We start from the raw sequence: 17,892 nt of genomic DNA on the forward strand, positions 1-17,892 counted from the left end.
CATTTCTCTCCTACTGGACAACAATTGAAAACGGCAGAGGATCTCTGCTGGTGTTGGAAGCGGTCATAGCAAGCCTGCTGATCGTCTTCGCAAACATAATTCGCCTCGGTTTTCGTGACAAAGCGCTGGCCAAAGCCGCAATCGGCGCCGGCTTGGTATCGTATTATCCAAGCCATGCGCCGAGCGCTCGAAAACGGATCAAACAACTCAAAGAGAAACAAGGGACAGGACGGACAGTCATGGCGATCGGATCGAGCGGGTATGGGACATTAACCGATCAGGTGGGAGATTTGGCATCCGTCTTGGAACGGTGCACCGGAGCCAAGGTCTTATTGGTAAATCCATACAGCATGGAAGCCCAGGCCAGGATTCGGGCGATCGCCGACCCGGATTATACGGTGGAAGTGTTTCAAGAGGAGGTTCGATGCAGCATCGAACTGCTCAAGCGGTTACGGGCAATGGGAAAATCCGTCAGGCTGAAATTTTATGCCGATCCCCCGCTCGTGAAATTGGTCATTCTGGGTGACTATCTTTGGTTACAACACTACCACCCGGATTTACACATCCGCGCAATGCCGGAGTATGTATTGAAGCACAACCCCAATGATCACGGCTTGTACACGTTCTATTACCACTACTTCGTCCAACGATGGAGCAGTTGCCACGTAGGAGATTATGATTTCGACAGGGATGAATTGGTCTATCGAAATTCCCAAGGCAAATTGGAGCGGAGGGTTTCATTCGGTTCGGAAGTCGAGACACACTCGGACGCCACCCCAGGACTAGTGACGGGCCCGGCATGAGCGCGCCATTGTCGATCATTACTTTAAGGCTTGAGCACCGAGCATTCCGTACCGAAGCAATCGATCACGCACGATATTTCGGCTGATACCCAACAGTCGAGCTGTGCGAACTTGATTCTGTTCACTATACGCATAGGCCTTACGAATAACCGTTTCGTCGATCAATCGATAGAGACTCGCGGTACGTTCACCGTCATCAAAAATCTGATCTAGCGCCGCTTCGAGCGGTGAAATGAACGATGCGGGTGATCTCCCGGGTTCCGGCGGGCGAGAAACCGGCAGACGTAGGTCTTCAGAACGTATGCTCGTTCCCGAACAGACAAGAAGCGCATGGTGGATGGAATTTTCAAGTTCACGAATGTTGCCCGGCCAGGGATAGGACAGAACGGCGTGCATGGCTTCAGGAGTCAGTTCCGCCTTGGCATAGCCGAGTCGAGTCCCGTAGAGATTCAGAAAATGGCGAACCAGCGGCATGATGTCGTCTGGACGTTCTCGTAACGGAGGCAAATTAATCGAGGCCACTTTGATTCTGTAGTACAGGTCGCTTCGAAACCGACCGGCTGTTGCGGCTTCGTCAAGCTTCACATTGGTCGCGGCAATCAATCGCGTATCGATCGGAATAGGGCGTCGCGAACCGACCCGGACAACTTCCCGCTCCTGGATCACTCGAAGCAATTTGGCCTGCAAAGGAAGGGGAAGGTCTCCAATTTCATCGAGAAACAAGGATCCCCCACGGGCGACCTCAAACCATCCTGCCCTCTCGCCGACAGCTCCGGTGAACGACCCGCGCTCATGGCCGAACAATTCGCTTTCCATGAGTGATTCGCTGATGGCGGCGCAATTGAACGCCACAAACGGACCTGATCGGCGATCGCTCAGTTCATGAATATGGCGGGCGATCAACTCCTTGCCCGTTCCGGTCTCGCCGATAATGAGTACCGTCGCATCGCTAGGCGCAATATGTTTGACTTCGAGCAGAAGGGATTTGGAAGCCTGATCCTCGAACACCAAACAACTGGCACGAGCGGAGAGATCCAGCGCATGCGAGTGAGGAGCCATATCGATTTGAATCGGAGAAGAAGAACTGGGCATACAACACTCAGTGAGCGGTCAAATCGTCCATTGCCCCATGCGTTGGTCGAGCGACTTTGGCTGGATGGTGGCCGACGTGCGCATTTGCGCCTGCACCACTTCGCTGCCGGCCGGAACGCTTTGCGTGAGCCAGACATTGCCTCCGATGATCGAGCCTCGGCCGATCGTGATACGTCCCAGTATTGTCGCCCCAGCGTAGATGACCACATCGTCCTCAACGATCGGATGGCGCGATTCTCCTTTGACGAGCGCGCCGTTCTCGTCTTCCGTGAAGCGTTTGGCGCCGAGGGTGACGGCCTGATAGAGGCGGACGCGCCGTCCGATGACGGTGGTTTCACCTATGACCACGCCGGTCCCATGATCGATGAAAAAATGGCCGCCGATCTCGGCAGCCGGGTGGATATCAATGCCGGTAGATGAATGAGCGATGTCCGAGATCAAGCGAGCGACCAACGGCGCGCCCAGTCCATACAAGACGTGTGCGATGCGATAATAGATGACGGCCGTCATACCGGGATAGCAGAGCAGAATCTCTGAAACGCTGGTGGCTGCCGGATCCCCTTGATAAGCAGCCTGTAAATCCGAGAAGAGCAGGGCCCGGATGCTTGGAAGCTGTTCCGTAAAGGCATCGGTGATTTCTTCGGCCCTCCGGTCGAGAGAGAGTCGACCTGCTTCGCTCGAATGCGATGAGAATACGAGTCCTCTCCGGACTTGATCTCGCACGAGAGGCAGCGTTTGATTCAGAGTATGGCGGACGAAATAGTCGATGTTGGTCTCATTCAAATCCGCTCGGCCGTAGTGTGTCGGAAATAAAGCGGCGCACAGACCTTCCACGACGCGGAGCAATCTATTCCGGGACGGCAATTCGTGAATCCGCCCCTGATGTCTGATGTTGTGCGTAATCTCACGCGACGTGCGCAGCTCCACGACGATCTGGTCGAGATTCCGTGTGGACGCCGTGGTTTCTTGCTGTCGCATCGTATTATTCTCCATGACGGTCAACGGCGCCGGAGGTCATGCAGGGCACGCACTAACACATCGATTTCATCGCGCGTATTGTAGAACGCCAAAGACGGACGAACGGTCCCTTCTAGCCCGAATCGGCGCACAGCGGGCTGAGCGCAGTGATGCCCGGACCGCACCGCGATACCGTACCGATCCAAATGCCGGCCGACCAGCTCATTGGATAGGCCGTCCATGACGAACGACAGCACACTGGCCTTGACGGCAGCCGTTCCAATGGGGCGGAGCCCGCGAATGGAAGAGAGGGCCTGTGTCGCATATTCCAGTAACTCGTGTTCGTACGCGGCGATGGCGGGCATCCCTAGAGAGGAGAGATAGTCGATTGCCGCACCAAGGCCGACGACTCCCGCGATATCCGGCGTGCCCGCTTCGAATTTTTGGGGAATGCCTTGGTACGTCGTCTTCTCAAAGGTGACGTCGCTGATCATATTGCCACCCCCTTGATAGGGCGGCATCCCTTCCAGCAGAGCAGCCTTGCCATACAATACGCCGATGCCGGTCGGCCCGAAAATTTTATGTCCGGAAAACACGAAGAAATCGCAGTCCATGGCTTGTACGTTAACTGGGAAATGGGGCGCGGACTGGGCACCGTCCACCAAAACTGGTACCCCTGCGGCATGAGCCATCCCAATGATCGTTTCCACGGGATTAATCGTCCCCAAGGCATTCGAAACGTGCGTGACCGCCACCAGTTTGGTGCGGGGACCGAGCAGCGGAACAAACTGTTCAAGAACCAATTCGCCCGCGTCATTGATCGGCGCAACTCGCAGGACAGCTCCCGTCTGCTCGGCCAGAAATTGCCAGGGCACGATGTTGGCATGATGTTCCATCACGGTCAGAAGGATTTCATCACCGCGGCCGATATGGGTGCGCCCATAGGTCTGCGCGACCAAATTGATGGCCTCTGTCGTGCCGCGCACAAAGACGATCTCCTTGGTATCCGCTGCGCCGATGAAGCGTCGCACTTTTTCACGCCCGCCCTCGTAGAGTTCCGTTGCGCGGGCCGCCAAGGCATGGGCGGCTCGGTGAATGTTGGAATTGTCACGACTGTAAAAACGAGATGTGGCGTCGATGACGCTTCGCGGCTTCTGCGTGGTGGCGGCGTTGTCGAACCAGATGAGCGGGTGGCCGTGCACGCGTTGATGAAGAACGGGAAAGTCTTTCCGGATCGTATCCACCTCGAGTCCCGACAAGGGAGGACCGGCTTGGGGCTCTTGGCCTCGCAAGCCGGTGCGTGAATCGCCTTCCCGTAGAAAGTAGAACAGCGGAGAGGATTCAACCGTATCGGCATAGGCTTCTCGCGCCCTGAAACTGCCGTTGCAACGAGGCTCACCGAATGGATACACCTCATTGGAATCTTGTTGATGCGCACCGGAATCAAGCGCGTTTCCCGACCCCGGTGGACCAAGAGCTTCCACTTGATCCGCATGTATCGGCGCATGTGCCGTCGTAGTGGCTAAGGGATACCCCCCGGCCAGACCTGGATTGTCCGGCTTCTCAGTCGGGAAGGCAGCGAATGAGTCCGGGAATATCGAGCGTGATCCGGCGGTTCCCGGCACGCCTCCCGGTATTCCCGCGAATGTATCCGGTGCACCCGGCGACACGGATGATATTGCGGAGGTCGGTGAGGATGAGGGAGCTGTGACGGCGGAGTCCCTGTACAACTCATTCGCCAATCGCATAATTATCTCCGTATCAACTGAATCGTCGTCATGGCTGATGGGATTGTGGGGCGTCGTCATGGTGTCAGCCTTTCGGATAGACATACTCGTGATAGAACTTGGTTGAGACATTGTCGAGGCGCGCGATGGCGTCTTCAGTCGAGATGGCTACCGAAAAATATCGCGTGACGAGATGGGAGGCGATGCTGTGCTCATTCGTCCCCATGTAGCGAACAGACAGACCGGGTTCCAACTCACCCGCTACACCCATTTTCTGAAGACCGACAACGCCCTGCTGTGCCTCTCCCACGCGTAACAACAGGATAGTGGTCTTGCCCGCATGATCGACCTCCAGCTTGTTACTCGGGATCAGCGGAATACCGCGCCATGTAATGAACGGAAACCCGAAGAGATGCACCGTGGCGGGAGGTACGCCGCGCCTGGTCGCTTCACGACCGAAGGCCGCAATCGCTTTCGGGTGAGCCAGAAAGAACGCTGGTTTCTTCCAAACGAGGGTCAACAACTCGTCCAGATCATCCGGCGTGGGCGTACCTTTCCGAGTCTCAATGCGCTGCTGCGGTACCACCTCTTTGAGTAGCCCAAATCCAGGATGGTTGATAATTTCCCATTCCTCTCGCTCTTTCACGGCTTCAATCGTCAAACGCACTTGTTCCCGCAGTTGGTCAATACGGTTGCTGTACAAGTCGGTGACGCGCGTATGCGTATGGACAACGGTCTGAATAGTGCTCAAATGGTATTCGCGGGGGTGAACCTCATAATCCACGTATGTCGTCGGGAGTTTGGGCTCGTCTTTGTCGACCGTTAATAACTCCACCTTCAATTCACCAAACTCATCGGCCGGTTGCCCTTGAGCAGCTTTTGCGACGCGGTTCAACCGATAGACTCCACCGTCGACGTCGACCCACGGCAACAGTTTATGAAGCCAGCGGGGAGTAATTTGGACCATCCGCGGAGCAGTAACGGTGGCTGTCGCGAGGTTACGCGCCGCTTGGGCGCTTAGGCTGGTTCTCGTGTCGTTCGCACTCATTCGTGTTATCCTTTCTTCTGTAAGCGGGCATATTGCCCATGGATGGAATGCGTCTATCTACTGTCGGCGTATCGTGTGATCTGACTTTCAATAAGTTCCATTAATGATACCCAGGTCAATGATCAGTGAAATATCGTTCCATGCTAATGTATCGCTCACCGGTATCACACAGCATCGTGACAACCGTCTTGCCGTGTCCAAGCTTCGCAGCGACCAGTTGAGCGGCCGCCACATTGGCGCCGGAAGAAATGCCTCCGAGCAAGCCCTCTTGGCTCGCCAAGAGTTTAGCGGTGCGATAGGCCTCGTCGTCGGTGATCGTAATCACCCCGTCAAGGACCTTCTGGTTCAAGACGGCCGGTACAAACCCTGCTCCAATACCCTGAATCTTATGCGGACCGGGAATGCCCCCGGAAAGGATCGGGGATGCGCTCGGTTCCACGGCAATGATCCGAACCGATCGGTTATGTTCCTTTAATACTTCCCCGCAGCCAGTGATCGTGCCCCCGGTACCGACTCCGGCAACAAACGCATCGATTCGTCCGTCCAGCGCGCTCAAAATTTCCTGGGCCGTCGTCATCCGATGCATGGCCGGATTTGCCGGGTTCGAGAATTGATCCGGCTTAAAGAATGTCGGATTCTGGCGTACGATGCGGTCAGCCTCCCTGATCGATCCCAACATGCCTTCCCATCCGGCGGTCCGCACCAACTCGGCTCCATAGGAAGATAAAAGACTTACACGCTCCAGGCTCATGGTTTCAGGCATGACAAGGATCAATTTGTATCCCCGTACTGCAGCGATGAGAGCCAAGCCGATACCGGTATTGCCGCTCGTCGGCTCAACGATTGTGGCACCCGGCTTCAGCCGTCCGCTCCGTTCCGCCTCATTGATCATATTGAGACAGATCCGGTCTTTTACACTCCCGCCGGGGTTGGCATATTCAACCTTCGCATAAATCGTGGCTCCCCTCTGAGGAGACAATCGATTCAACCGAACGAGCGGAGTATTCCCGATCAGTCCCGTCACGTCGTTATATCGACGAACGGTCACCGACCACCTCCCATGTAAAACAAGAATTCAACGCGATCTCCCTCTTTCAGCGACGTACCGTCCAACCGGTTCCGATCGATCATGACGTCGTTCACCTCCACGGCAACCATCTGAGGGGCAATCTGCTTTGCGCGCAGAAGTTCCGAGAGACTCGTCGCCTGAACATCTTCTGGTTTTCCATTGATCGTAATGACCATGATCGGTACCTAGATAAATAATGTGGTTTCTGCGCCGGCGGTCAATGTTAAAATAGCCGGTAATCCCATCACGGCATCCACCCGTGTCGTGACCGCTTGCTCTTCCACACCCATGTACTCCAAGCCTGCACTGCAAGCCACTAGCCGGAATGTGCCAATGAGCCTGGCATCGGCAAACATGTCCGAAATCTTCGGCACCTTTTTCTCCTTCAACAGACGCGCGACCTCACCGGCAGCGGAAGCATATTCCGGAGGAAAATCCACCTCATCGATTCTGCCTTCTGCAAGCTTTTTAATCGTCCAGAACAGCAATACGACAATGACGTCTTTTCCCATGGCGGCGGCCGTCATACCGAGTGTCGCCACCTGATGAAGCTTGTCGTAGGTTGCATTATGGGCAAAAAGAACAAACCGGGGTTTCTGTGTCATTGGTATCCTTCACATGAGACTCGGTAAAGATTCCATCGCATTGTTGAATGCTTTAATTCACGATAGCGCTTCTTTGTGTTCTTTCCTCTGGATCGGCGCATGGGACGACCTCACTCGTCATTGAATATGCACACTTGGAAACTTGGCTGGAAACTGCTTTTCCAGTGCTGTCGTCAGCGTATCGGCAATAGCATAGACATGTTGCTGCATCGCCTGCCACGTTTCCGCCTCGTGGCCGTAATCTTCCGCTTGCAACTCGTTGATAAGCTCAACATGATGAGCCCCATGCGCAGCGAACAGGCCTTGAACGGTGGCCTTCGGGAGATAGCGATTGGCCCCACTGAGGAATGCAGCGATCTCGTCGGTATTCGAGGCATAGTCGGCCAATGCCGCATCCTGCAGGCTCTTGCTTCCGGCAACGGTGGCCTCGGAATAGGCTTTGATCGCGCCATAATGCTTGACGAGTAAGGCAAAGAGCTGCTCAGTCGCCGCTTCCCCGTAGAACGGCGTAAACACGTTCGCAATCTGTTTTGCGTTTGCCGTCACTGCCTTCTCGGCAAAGTCCAGCGCTTTGCGATTGTTCGTCGTGTGGTCCAACACGACATTTCGAATCCAAAAGTTGTGTCCTGACCACAAGTCACGCATGACGGCCTTCATGTCCGACACACCGAGAGGATTCAAGCCTGCCCCCGAGCGCCCTTGGTGCGCGCAACCTAGGCCAACGACCGCGAGTATGAGAACTGCCATAGCCCGATGTATCGGACCCATAATAACCTCCATGTATGCGCGATGAGCGGGAGTTGCTCCCTGCCAGCAGGGTGGTTGCGTCATCCTCCGACGACGTCCTGCCCGATGTCTCCTGGCGGGGTGATCAGCGACCCGCTTCACTAACCGGGGCCTTACATTTTGAATACATGCAATTGTTTCGGGTGCACAAAGACCACATCGCCTTGTTGCAATTTCAGCTCACGATAGCGTTCCTTCGTCAGCTCGACCGCGATAATTTCAGGTGATTCTTTGGATGTGAGTTCCACATGAACTCGCGCGCCGGCCGTAATGATGAACTGTACGGTTGCTTCCAACTGTGTCGGTGTGGTCCGTGTCGGGCTGAGTTCCAGATCGTGAGGCCTCACAAACGTCACTTCCCGATAGTTGGAAGCATCGGCATCGGTATGATGAGGTAGGTCACCGGCCTCTCTGTCCACGAATCGATCGTGTGCCATGCGTCCATGAAACACGTTGACGTCGCCGAGAAACTGATACACGAACGGGGTCGCCGGGTTTTCATAGACTTCATCCGGCGTACCGATTTGCTCGATATTCCCCTGATGCATGACGACGACACGATGAGCCGCTTCGAGCGCCTCCTCTTGGTCATGGGTGACCAAGATGCTCGTAATATGCAAATCGTCATGGAGACGCCGAAGCCAGCGGCGGAGTTCTTTACGGACCTTGGCATCCAACGCTCCAAACGGTTCATCCAACAAGAGAAGCTTTGGCTCCACAGCCAACGCTCTGGCCAGCGCCACACGTTGCCGCTGTCCTCCCGACAGCTGGCTGGGATAGCGATCAGCCATCGCTTGCAGCTGCACCAGCAAGAGCAGCTCATGAACTTTCTCCTGTATGCGAACTGCAGAAGGCCGTTGCGCTCGGGGCAGTACGCTCAGGCCAAACCCGACGTTTTCCGCCACCGTCATATGCCGGAACAGCGCATAATGCTGGAAGACGAACCCCACTCGGCGTTCGGTAATGCGCTGATCGGTCACTTCCGCGCCGTGCAGAAAAATGCGTCCCTGATCCGGTCGTTCCAATCCGGCAAGAATTCTCAGCAACGTCGTCTTGCCGCAACCGGATGGCCCCAGGAGGGCGACGAGCTCGCCGGATTTGACCTGAAGATTGACATCGTTCAAGACCGTGAACGTTCCGAACCGTTTGGTGACATGTTCCACATGGATACTCATGATGAACTCCTGGCTGAACAGGCGCCCTCGCCTACTTACCGCTGACTCGTGAGTCGATCGGCCGAGTCGGTTTTCCGTTCGATCAGCGCCTTCGCCGAAAGCGTTACGATTGCCAGCAAGGTTAAGAGCGAGGCAACGCCAAACGCAGACGCCGCATTGTATTCGTTGTATAAAATTTCGACATGCAACGGCATCGTATTCGTCAACCCGCGGATATGGCCCGACACCACCGACACCGCGCCGAATTCACCCATCGCCCGCGCATTGCAGAGGATCACTCCGTAGAGGAGGCTCCATTTGATATTCGGCAACGTGACACGCGCAAACATCTTCCAACCCGATGCCCCGAGCGTGATCGCCGCTTCCTCCTCTTCCCGCCCTTGCGATTGCATCAGCGGAATGAGCTCACGGGCGACAAACGGAACGGTGACAAAGATCGTCGCCAGGACGATGCCGGGCAATGCAAAAATAATTTTGATGTTATGCTCGGCCAGCCATGGACCCAGCCAGCCCTGAGCTCCAAAAAGCAGAACGTAGATTAATCCGGAGATCACCGGAGAGACGGCCAACGGCATATCAATTAGGGTAATGAGGGCCTGCTTGCCGACGAATTCGAACTTGGCGATGGCCCAAGCCGCCGCGACCCCGAACACGGCATTCAGAGGCACAGCCACCGCCGCAACCAGAAGAGTCAAACGAATAGCCGCAAGTGCATCGTCATTAAGAAACGACGCCATGTAACCGGATAATCCGTGTTTCAACGCCTCGCTAAAGATAGCCGCAAGGGGAACGAACAGAAAGAGTGTTAAGTACAAGAACGCAGCGGCAATCAGCAGCCGGCGAACGAGCGCGCCCTCGGTCGTGAGTGAATCCTTCCACTGGAGATCTTTATCTGTGGCAATAGTGACGGAGTTCATGAGTAGCCTATTGATTCATGTGGCGAGCGCTGCTCCACCACTGCAAGAGATTGATGGCCAAGGCCAAGACGAACGACGCCACCAGCATGACAACGCCCAGCGCGGTCGCTCCCGAATAGTCGTACTGCTCCAACTTGGTCATAATCAGCAGCGGGGTGATTTCCGACTTGAGCGGCATGTTCCCGGCAATGAAAATGACCGATCCGTATTCCCCGACGGCGCGTGCAAATGCCATCGCGATTCCCGTCAGGAGGGCCGGCCAAAGTTCGGGAACGATGACCGCGCGGAAGGTTTGCCATCGATTGGCACCGAGCGTGGTGGCGGCCTCTTCAACTTCTTTGTCCAAATCCTGCAACACGGGCTGCACGGTGCGCACGACGAACGGCAATCCGATGAACGTCAGCGCGACCAAGACACCCAGCGGGGTAAAAGCGATCTTGATGCCCAACGGTTCAAGGTAACGCCCGATCCATCCATTCGATGCATAGATCGAGGTGAGTGTAATGCCGGCGACGGCAGTCGGTAGAGCAAACGGCAGGTCGACGAGCGCATCCACCAGAGAACGGCCGGGAAAGCGGTACCGGACCAACACCCACGCGATGATCGACCCAAACAATCCGTTGATCAACGCTCCCAGCAATGACGCGCCGAATGTCAGCCGGTAGGAGGCAACCGCCCGCGGGTTAGTGACGATGTTCCAAAACTGTTCCCATGACAAACTACTGGTTTTTACAAACAGCCCACTGAGCGGAATCAACACGATGAGACTGAAGTAAAACACGGTGAATCCCAAGGCCAAACCGAATCCGGGAAGCACGCTGGGATGTTTCAATACAAGATTCATTCGACCTTTACCCTATGATCCCATGACACTGTGAGACGCGTCCGTACCAGTTATACTGCTATTTCTTGTCATCCGCTCCATTATCGTACGATCAGCTCGATCGGCGACAGGACTCCTTCCGTGTTGTTTCTCCGGATGCTTCCGAGACTGTATGCCGTCACGCAATGCGGCGCGAGCCAGTAAACGCGTCGAGTCAAGCATCGGAAGCGCTGCGTGATGCCCAGACATGAGCAGCGGCAGTTCCGTGCATGCGAGAATCACCGCCTCCGCTCCCTTTCGAGCCATGTCCGCAACAATATTCTGCACGCATGCTCGCGATTTGCTTGTAAACAGCCCCGCGACCAACTCGTTCCGAATAATTTGCTGGATTCGAATCCGATCATCTTTCTTTGGAACCATCGTTCCAATGCCTGATTGCCGCATGTTTTCGGTATAAACCCCGCCTTCCATGACCGTCTGAGTGCCGAGAATTCCAATTCGACGCCATTGATGCTCAACCACTTCCTCCACGACGGGTTTTGCGATATGAAGCCACGGAATGGACGATTCAACCAGGCTAAACGCCCTATGCAACGTATTGTTCGGACAAATGATATAATCGGCTCCGGCTTGTTCCAGTTTGGCTGCCGATTGAGACATGAGAGCAGCTACGCCTTCCCAATCCTCCCGCTCGATCGCATCGAGATACCAGTGAAGCGGGAACGAATGGAGCGAGATTTCGGGATGCGCATGTCGTCGACCCATTACTCCCTCCGCCTCCAAGCATAAGGTCCGGTAACAGAGGGCCGCACCCTCCGCTGTCCCCGCGACGATACCGATGTGCGGTATTCTTTCAGTGAGGTTGTCCATTGAATGAACGTTCCTGCAATCGTCGGGAATCAAAACACACAGAATGAGCGCCGATATCCTTTTGCTGACTTCTTTTTTGAAAGTACACGGGAAGCCCTCGGCGCGACGCTTCGCTGCGCACTCTTTTTGCCAATGCATGATTCACGCGGTCCAACACCACGACGACCGCATCGGTGGCTTTCGGGATCGACCGTACCAGATCACGATGCTTGCGCCCCGTCCAATGCTCCACATGACTTTTTCTGCCGATCGACCATTGTCGGAAGCCTTGGACGGAATCACCGCCGACTACAAGAATGTTCATGACATCTCCTGACCGTTCAGTGATCGGCGACAACATGTTCTTCGGTTGGAAGCGCCGCTCGGCTCACTGCCGCCTCTTCTTCCGCTCGGCGAGCTATTTCGGCTTGTAGATTTCATCGAAAACTCCGCCGTCCGCAAAATGTGTTTGCTGTGCTTTTTGCCATCCTCCGAAGACGTCGCTGATCGTAAATAAACTGACTTTGGAGAACTGATCGGCATACTTAGCCAACACTGTCTCCGAACGCGGACGGTAGAAATGTTTGGCGGCAATCTCCTGAGCCTCATCTGAATAGAGATATTGCAAGTAAGCCTGCGCGACCGTTTGGGTGTTTCTTCGCTTGGCCACCGCGTCAACGAGCGACACCGTGGGTTCTGCCAGAATACTGATCGATGGGGTCACGATCTCGAATTTTCCCGCACCAAATTCCTTGAGCGCGAGATACGCCTCGTTTTCCCATCCCACCAACACATCGCCGATCCCCCGCTCAACAAATGTCGTGGTCGCGCCTCGCGCGCCGGTATCGAACACCGGCACATTGGCGTAGAACTTCGCAATAAACTCCTTGGCTTTGGATTCATCGTTGCCGTATTTCTTCAATGCATGGCCCCAGGCCGACAGATACGCCCATCGGGCCGCGCCAGAGGTCTTGGGATTCGCGGGGATGATCGCCACTCCAGGCTTCACGAGGTCGTCCCAATCCTTAATGCCTTTGGGATTTCCCTTGCGGACCAGAAATACGATCGTCGAGGTATAGGGAGCGCTATTGTGGGGAAGCCGGCTCTGCCAATTGCGGGGAATCGCCTTGGCTTTTTCGGAGATGGCGTCGATATCGTAGGCCAAGGCCAGCGTGACGACGTCCGCATCGAGGCCATCGATCACCGCCCGCGCCTGTTTGCCCGAGCCTCCATGCGATTGTTTGACGACAACGGTTTGACCTTTTTCCCTCTGCCAATACTTTGCAAACGCCGAATTATATTCTTGATACAGCTCCCGCGTCGGATCATAGGACACATTCAGCAACGTGATGTCCTCCGCACGCAGGACAAGCGGGCTTGCAGCGATGAGGAATACCCCGAGAGCAATAAGTAATGTTCGACGAGTCGTCATGTTCTAATCCTTTCTTTCATCTGATTGGGTGATGATTCTGGCCATCAGAATGCAAGCTGTAACCGGGTAAACAAAGTTCGTTCGTCCGGACGATCCTGGACATTCGTTCCCGCCGCGTTGATCGGGGTAATGCCTTCTCCTGCACCACCGGTAAATCTCGTCTCTGTATAGTTCAGCGCGACTCTCGTATTTTGATTGAGATACCAGTTCAGGCCGACCGCCCACGACCGAGCGCGCTTTGCGCTTTCCGAAAGATTGGCATAACCACCCGTGAACGCTGTGCCCGCGGGATTCTTGAACGTGTCTTCATCGAGAACCATCTCGCTATACCGTCCAACGACCTCCCAGGCTCCCCAACCTTTTCCGAAATCGAAATTTTGCCTCGGTTTCACGCCTCTAAACGAAGCTCTCTCTCCTGTTAAAAGATACGAGGCAGTGACATGCCAAGCCTGATGATGCAGTGTTTTTCCAGTGTTTGGCGTGATGGTCGTGTTGGAACCGGGTCCACCGCCCGGAGGAGAACCACCGGTGGAGAGGCTGACGTCCTGAATCACTTGTGCATATTCACTAATGATCCCCAATGGTCCGATGAAATAATACGCCTGCGGTGACACCCGTATACGGTTTCCATCAGCCACGGCCGCACCGCTATACCGAAAGAACGTATTCTGGCTGTCCGAGAGATAGCTGGGCAGACCGTTTCTTGTGGCATCCGCCGCCGACGTATCAGTGAAATTCAGGTTCCTCTCACCGCGCACTTCGGTGTATGTGGCAGCCGCTCCGATACCTAGACCGTTCAACACCGTATCGTCATTTATAAATGGCGTGGCGAAAAGCCGCCCCGTGAACTCTTTGCGCCCATCGAATTCAGGACCCGTATTGATATTGCCTCCATCAGAAACCCCGTTCACCACGCCAAAGGCATAATTCAACCGATCTCGAAACACATCGCCATGCACCGCGAGGCCCAAATCTCGATTCGGCAGAATGGCATTCGTTACATAACTTCTCTCTATGAATTTGATGTCGTACGCGCTTTGTAAGCGCTCCAACCCGACAAAGGATTTGAATTTACCAAGACGGACTTTAAAGGCGGGATCGAATCTGGCATCGATGTAGGCATCGACCACCGTTGCGGTGCCCCCCGCAAAATCCGGAGTAAAGCGGAAATCATATTTTCCAAACAAGGTGCCTTCGATAGTCGGGCGAACGCGACGCAAGTACCAAGAATCACTCGCGTCATGAAATCCATTGGCATCGAGATCTCCGGCACGTTGATCGGTGCGGTTACGGATATCACTCGCCCCTTCAAAATGAAGCCGATGGTCGAGTTGAATGATGCCGCGGAACCTAATGCTGTTGCTCCCATCGGCGGATTCCAGCGAAAACCCTGAGCTACTAAACTTCACGATCGGTGTCGCTTTCTTTGCCGTGTCTGCGGCTTCCATATCCAATTCGCGCTTCCGTTTCAAAACTCGAATTTCCTGATCCAACTCCTCAAACCGCTGTTCGATCGACTTTTGGCTGGGTCCCACTTCCTCTTGGGCATTCGCTGATACCGTCAATCCGAGAATGATACTGGTGAACACGACTTGCTTAAACAACCATGACCTCCGCATCTGAGAATCTCCTCCTCACGACGGGAATCTCCGGTTGTCCGGTCAATCCACCAATGTGTGTCAGCACTGTCGCGGCATCGACTTCCATTGTTTGGATGACCGATGCCGTACACCGTCCCTTGCCTATAAAAGCTATAGGCGATCCATTCGCATCTTTTCTTTCCGTTCGATCTGAACCACTTTGGAGTCATGAACAATAATTTCGACTGACCCGAACCGAATCCCTTTTAATGCGCGCAAGATCGCTTGTTCGACGGCCCGATCCGAGGATGGAATCGCTACCTCTTGATCCAATCCAAACACGTCTTGACTCCTAATTCGCATGGATTAATTAATCTTTACATTGCCGATCGTAATTAACGATGCATCTTATACATAAACTATAGTTTCTTTGTCAACATAATAAATTGTCACTTCTTCATCTATGTAACAACGTCTCTAAATACTGTAAACATTTGATAATTATACATTCTATACACTGCCTCCATGCGAACACGAGATCGCAGGGGATAGAACCGACACATGTTCAGATACGACCGGATCGTGTTTTCTCATTTTGAAGTGGCCCGAGCCATCAATGGACGCCAGGCTGACGTGGGAATCGGAATTCGCTCTGCGGCGCAACTCTTTGACCTCAATTTCATTCCATTACAAACCGCGCGTTACGATCTGGTCGTGCCTAAGCCCTACTTAGCATCTCACCCGACGCTTCCTCGCTTGTTTGAGACCATCGCGAGCGGACCGTTTCGAAACGAACTTGAAGCCTTGGGAGGCTACGACATCAGCGACATGGGGAAAATCCATGCATTGCGGACAACCTGATTCATCTTTTTATTTAAGCACACACGTTCACAACAATAATCGGAACGAGAGAAGGATGAAATTGAAGAGATCGTTATGGTGGGCCTTGTTCACGGTAATGCTTGTTTCTTGAGGGAATCTACACAGCGACAGCCGTCGAATTGCCCTGAGTCGAATTCGGATCGTCCTAGTTTCTGCCTCCCGCCGACCATTCTCTAATCGGCTCACATTTGGCTGGAATGACTTCGAAACGTTAGCTGGACACGGCTGCAAACCTGAAGAAGCGACAGGCCGTTAGGGAATGGCCTTCATGAACACAGTTGGCCCGTCATGATACAAGTAGGCGTGGTACATATTTGGGGAGTCTGGAACATCTTTGCAATAGGAATCGTGATATGGGCCATAACCGGGCTCGCCTTGGCTGAAGAACCGCCCGATAGAACTTCTTCGCACACCCCTACAGGACTTGCCTCAAATCTTCTAGAAGCGGTTTCCACCATCAAGCAGCGGGCGGAGGCACAAACTGGCACAAACTCGATCGAACTGGCCGATGCGATCCTCAATCGACGGCAGGAAATCGAGTGGAATCGATACCTCAAAACCGCGCTGCATCTTCCTGACTGGACCGACCTGGGGCTCGAGCAACGTACACGACTTGAATCCTATGACCACCCTTGGCGCGCGAGTCAGGCTATTGGAAACGGACAGACGGATACTCAGATTCTTCTACGGTCGCGAGTGCGTTTTGGATTGGGAGGAAACGGACCGGTGCGATTCCTGTTCGAGGGACAGGATTCGCGTTCCTTTCTCAATGGAGATCCAGGAGATTTCCGGGACACCACCACGGTCGATGAGTTCGACATCCTCCAGTTATTTGGATCATTGACGCTGAACAATGTATTCAGAGAGGGACTGCGCACCGATGTCCATTTTGGGCGCATGACCATGGATGTGGGCAAGAGACGGCTGATCGGACGAAACGCCTTTCGCAACACCGTTAATTCTTTCGATGGATTCCACTGGCAAATCAGTCAGGGCAAGACGTGGCGATTCAGAGCCTTTCTCCTGGAGCCGGTCGTTCGAGACGATGTGAGACTCGACACACAGAACGACAAGTCGCTCTTTTGGGGAACCTACTTCGAAAGCCATCATTTCCCCTGGTTCCAGATCGACGCCTACTACCTGGGCCTGAACGATAGGCGCGTGGCGAATGTGACGAATCATCGCACCTATTCCACGTTCGGCGGCCGCTTGTATAAAGATCCCAAGCCGCGAGAACTGGATTACGAAATTGAAAGTTCCTGGCAGATTGGAACGAGCGGCCTGATTGACCACTTTGCCCATTTCCATCATCTGGATTTGGGATATACGTTCAAATTACCCTGGACGCCGAGGCTAGTATTCCACTACGACTATGCCAGCGGAGATCGCCGGCCTGACGATAGTCAGGATGAGGGTTTCGACACCCTGTTTGGCTCTCGGCGTTTTGAGTACGAACCCACCAGCCTCTGGGGTCCATTTTCCAGAACGAACCTCAATTCACCGGGTTGGCGATTGATCGTCACGCCCGCGCCGGGTTGGATTCTGCAAGTTAAACATCGCGTCTGGTACCTGGCGCAGAGCCGAGATTTCTTCGGCAGTTCCGGCTTGCGGGATCCCACGGGCAACGCCGGCACTTCGTTGGGGCATGACGTGGATCTCCAAGCACAATGGGCTCTCAATGCCAATCTTGATTTCGATGTTGGATACGTCCATTGGTTCAAGGGTTCGTATTTTGACAGTCCCGCCATCATTGCCCAAATGCCGCCCGGCGGAAGTAAAGACAGCGATTATTTTTATGTTTCAATGCGAGTCAGGATCTAGGAGAGATCGGACGATATCGCGCAGGACGGAGAAAGCACACATTGGATTTCTAACAGATCTAGATGTGAGCGCACGGTGGGTCACCATTCGATTGGCAACAATGACGGTGCTTGTCCTGTTGGTGGTGGGCACGCCCCTCGCCTGGTGGCCAGCGCATACTCGTCCCATCATGGAAAAGCCACCGTCGCACTACCGATTGTCCTCCCTCCCACCGTCCTGGGGTTCTCTATCCTCATTGCGTTGGGCACTTACGGACCGCTCGGTCGTTTTGCTCACCTCTCACTAGCCTTCACCTTACACCGGCCTGGTGATCGCCTCAGTGTTTA

The 17,892-nt window shown here is 54.4% G+C and carries 19 protein-coding genes and 1 pseudogene; 4 read left to right on the forward strand and 16 right to left on the reverse strand.

The genetic code is table 11. The features are described from left to right. A partial coding sequence (locus ACOSYY_RS11115) for a hypothetical protein (RefSeq protein WP_421662428.1) occupies nucleotides 1-803 on the forward strand: 803 nt, incomplete at its 5' end. Nucleotides 804-821: 18 nt separating this feature from the next. On the opposite strand, the gene ACOSYY_RS11120 is transcribed toward ACOSYY_RS11115, so the two are convergent. The 16 genes from ACOSYY_RS11120 to ACOSYY_RS11195 all read right to left on the reverse strand — a co-directional run bounded on the left by ACOSYY_RS11120 (nucleotide 822) and on the right by ACOSYY_RS11195 (nucleotide 15,226). After that, nucleotides 822-1,895, reverse strand: a complete 1,074-nt coding sequence (locus ACOSYY_RS11120; RefSeq protein WP_421662429.1) for a sigma-54 interaction domain-containing protein — start codon at nucleotides 1,893-1,895, stop codon at nucleotides 822-824. Between the two features lie 18 nt (nucleotides 1,896-1,913). Beyond that, a complete protein-coding gene (epsC, locus tag ACOSYY_RS11125) occupies nucleotides 1,914-2,873 on the reverse strand; it encodes a serine O-acetyltransferase EpsC (protein ID WP_421662430.1) in 960 nt (319 codons plus the stop codon). Nucleotides 2,874-2,893: 20 nt separating this feature from the next. Further along, the gene (locus tag ACOSYY_RS11130; protein WP_421662432.1) at nucleotides 2,894-4,600 is read right to left on the reverse strand and encodes a SufS family cysteine desulfurase; all 1,707 of its coding nucleotides are present in this window, start codon (nucleotides 4,598-4,600) and stop codon (nucleotides 2,894-2,896) included. A gap of 64 nt (nucleotides 4,601-4,664) precedes the next feature. Further along, nucleotides 4,665-5,627, reverse strand: coding sequence for a family 2A encapsulin nanocompartment shell protein (locus ACOSYY_RS11135; RefSeq protein WP_421662433.1), 963 nt, complete (start codon nucleotides 5,625-5,627; stop codon nucleotides 4,665-4,667). 115 nt (nucleotides 5,628-5,742) lie between these two features. Beyond that, complete coding sequence (gene cysK, locus ACOSYY_RS11140) at nucleotides 5,743-6,675, reverse strand: cysteine synthase A (RefSeq protein ID WP_421662435.1); 933 nt, start codon at nucleotides 6,673-6,675, stop codon at nucleotides 5,743-5,745. Further along, complete coding sequence (thiS, locus tag ACOSYY_RS11145; protein ID WP_421662436.1) at nucleotides 6,672-6,872, reverse strand: sulfur carrier protein ThiS; 201 nt, start codon at nucleotides 6,870-6,872, stop codon at nucleotides 6,672-6,674. The genes cysK and thiS overlap by 4 nt, the downstream gene beginning before the upstream one ends. Nucleotides 6,873-6,881: 9 nt before the next feature. Next, entirely contained in the window at nucleotides 6,882-7,301 is a 420-nt protein-coding gene (locus tag ACOSYY_RS11150; protein WP_421662437.1) for a hypothetical protein, read from the reverse strand. Between the two features lie 117 nt (nucleotides 7,302-7,418). Further along, entirely contained in the window at nucleotides 7,419-8,069 is a 651-nt protein-coding gene (locus tag ACOSYY_RS11155; RefSeq protein WP_421662438.1) for a hypothetical protein, read from the reverse strand. A 131-nt stretch (nucleotides 8,070-8,200) separates the two neighbouring features. Then, a complete protein-coding gene (locus ACOSYY_RS11160) occupies nucleotides 8,201-9,262 on the reverse strand; it encodes a sulfate/molybdate ABC transporter ATP-binding protein (RefSeq protein WP_421662439.1) in 1,062 nt (353 codons plus the stop codon). 35 nt (nucleotides 9,263-9,297) lie between these two features. Beyond that, nucleotides 9,298-10,179, reverse strand: coding sequence for a sulfate ABC transporter permease subunit CysW (gene cysW / locus ACOSYY_RS11165; RefSeq protein ID WP_421662441.1), 882 nt, complete (start codon nucleotides 10,177-10,179; stop codon nucleotides 9,298-9,300). Between the two features lie 7 nt (nucleotides 10,180-10,186). Continuing rightward, nucleotides 10,187-11,023, reverse strand: coding sequence for a sulfate ABC transporter permease subunit CysT (cysT, locus tag ACOSYY_RS11170; RefSeq protein WP_421662443.1), 837 nt, complete (start codon nucleotides 11,021-11,023; stop codon nucleotides 10,187-10,189). Nucleotides 11,024-11,035: 12 nt separating this feature from the next. Further along, on the reverse strand, nucleotides 11,036-11,767 hold the full coding sequence (locus ACOSYY_RS11175; RefSeq protein ID WP_421662444.1) for an aspartate/glutamate racemase family protein: 732 nt from the start codon (nucleotides 11,765-11,767) through the stop codon (nucleotides 11,036-11,038). An 88-nt stretch (nucleotides 11,768-11,855) separates the two neighbouring features. After that, complete coding sequence (locus ACOSYY_RS11180; RefSeq protein WP_421662446.1) at nucleotides 11,856-12,176, reverse strand: DUF2325 domain-containing protein; 321 nt, start codon at nucleotides 12,174-12,176, stop codon at nucleotides 11,856-11,858. A 93-nt stretch (nucleotides 12,177-12,269) separates the two neighbouring features. Next, on the reverse strand, nucleotides 12,270-13,283 hold the full coding sequence (locus ACOSYY_RS11185; RefSeq protein WP_421662448.1) for a sulfate ABC transporter substrate-binding protein: 1,014 nt from the start codon (nucleotides 13,281-13,283) through the stop codon (nucleotides 12,270-12,272). A gap of 44 nt (nucleotides 13,284-13,327) precedes the next feature. Further along, nucleotides 13,328-14,902 (reverse strand): OprO/OprP family phosphate-selective porin, encoded by a 1,575-nt coding sequence (locus ACOSYY_RS11190; protein WP_421662450.1) that lies wholly within the window; start codon nucleotides 14,900-14,902, stop codon nucleotides 13,328-13,330. A gap of 132 nt (nucleotides 14,903-15,034) precedes the next feature. Beyond that, nucleotides 15,035-15,226, reverse strand: coding sequence for a YezD family protein (locus tag ACOSYY_RS11195; protein ID WP_421662452.1), 192 nt, complete (start codon nucleotides 15,224-15,226; stop codon nucleotides 15,035-15,037). A gap of 198 nt (nucleotides 15,227-15,424) precedes the next feature. Here ACOSYY_RS11195 and ACOSYY_RS11200 point away from each other — a divergent pair, with 198 nt between their 5' ends. From ACOSYY_RS11200 to ACOSYY_RS20420, 3 genes and pseudogenes are all read left to right on the forward strand, one after another. Then, the gene (locus tag ACOSYY_RS11200) at nucleotides 15,425-15,724 is read left to right on the forward strand and encodes a substrate-binding domain-containing protein (protein WP_421662453.1); all 300 of its coding nucleotides are present in this window, start codon (nucleotides 15,425-15,427) and stop codon (nucleotides 15,722-15,724) included. Nucleotides 15,725-16,093: 369 nt separating this feature from the next. After that, complete coding sequence (locus ACOSYY_RS11205) at nucleotides 16,094-17,566, forward strand: alginate export family protein (protein ID WP_421662454.1); 1,473 nt, start codon at nucleotides 16,094-16,096, stop codon at nucleotides 17,564-17,566. Nucleotides 17,567-17,666: 100 nt separating this feature from the next. Next, nucleotides 17,667-17,892: pseudogene (locus ACOSYY_RS20420) on the forward strand (molybdate ABC transporter permease subunit); the annotation flags it as partial.

The organism is Nitrospira sp. BLG_2 (assembly GCF_049222245.1).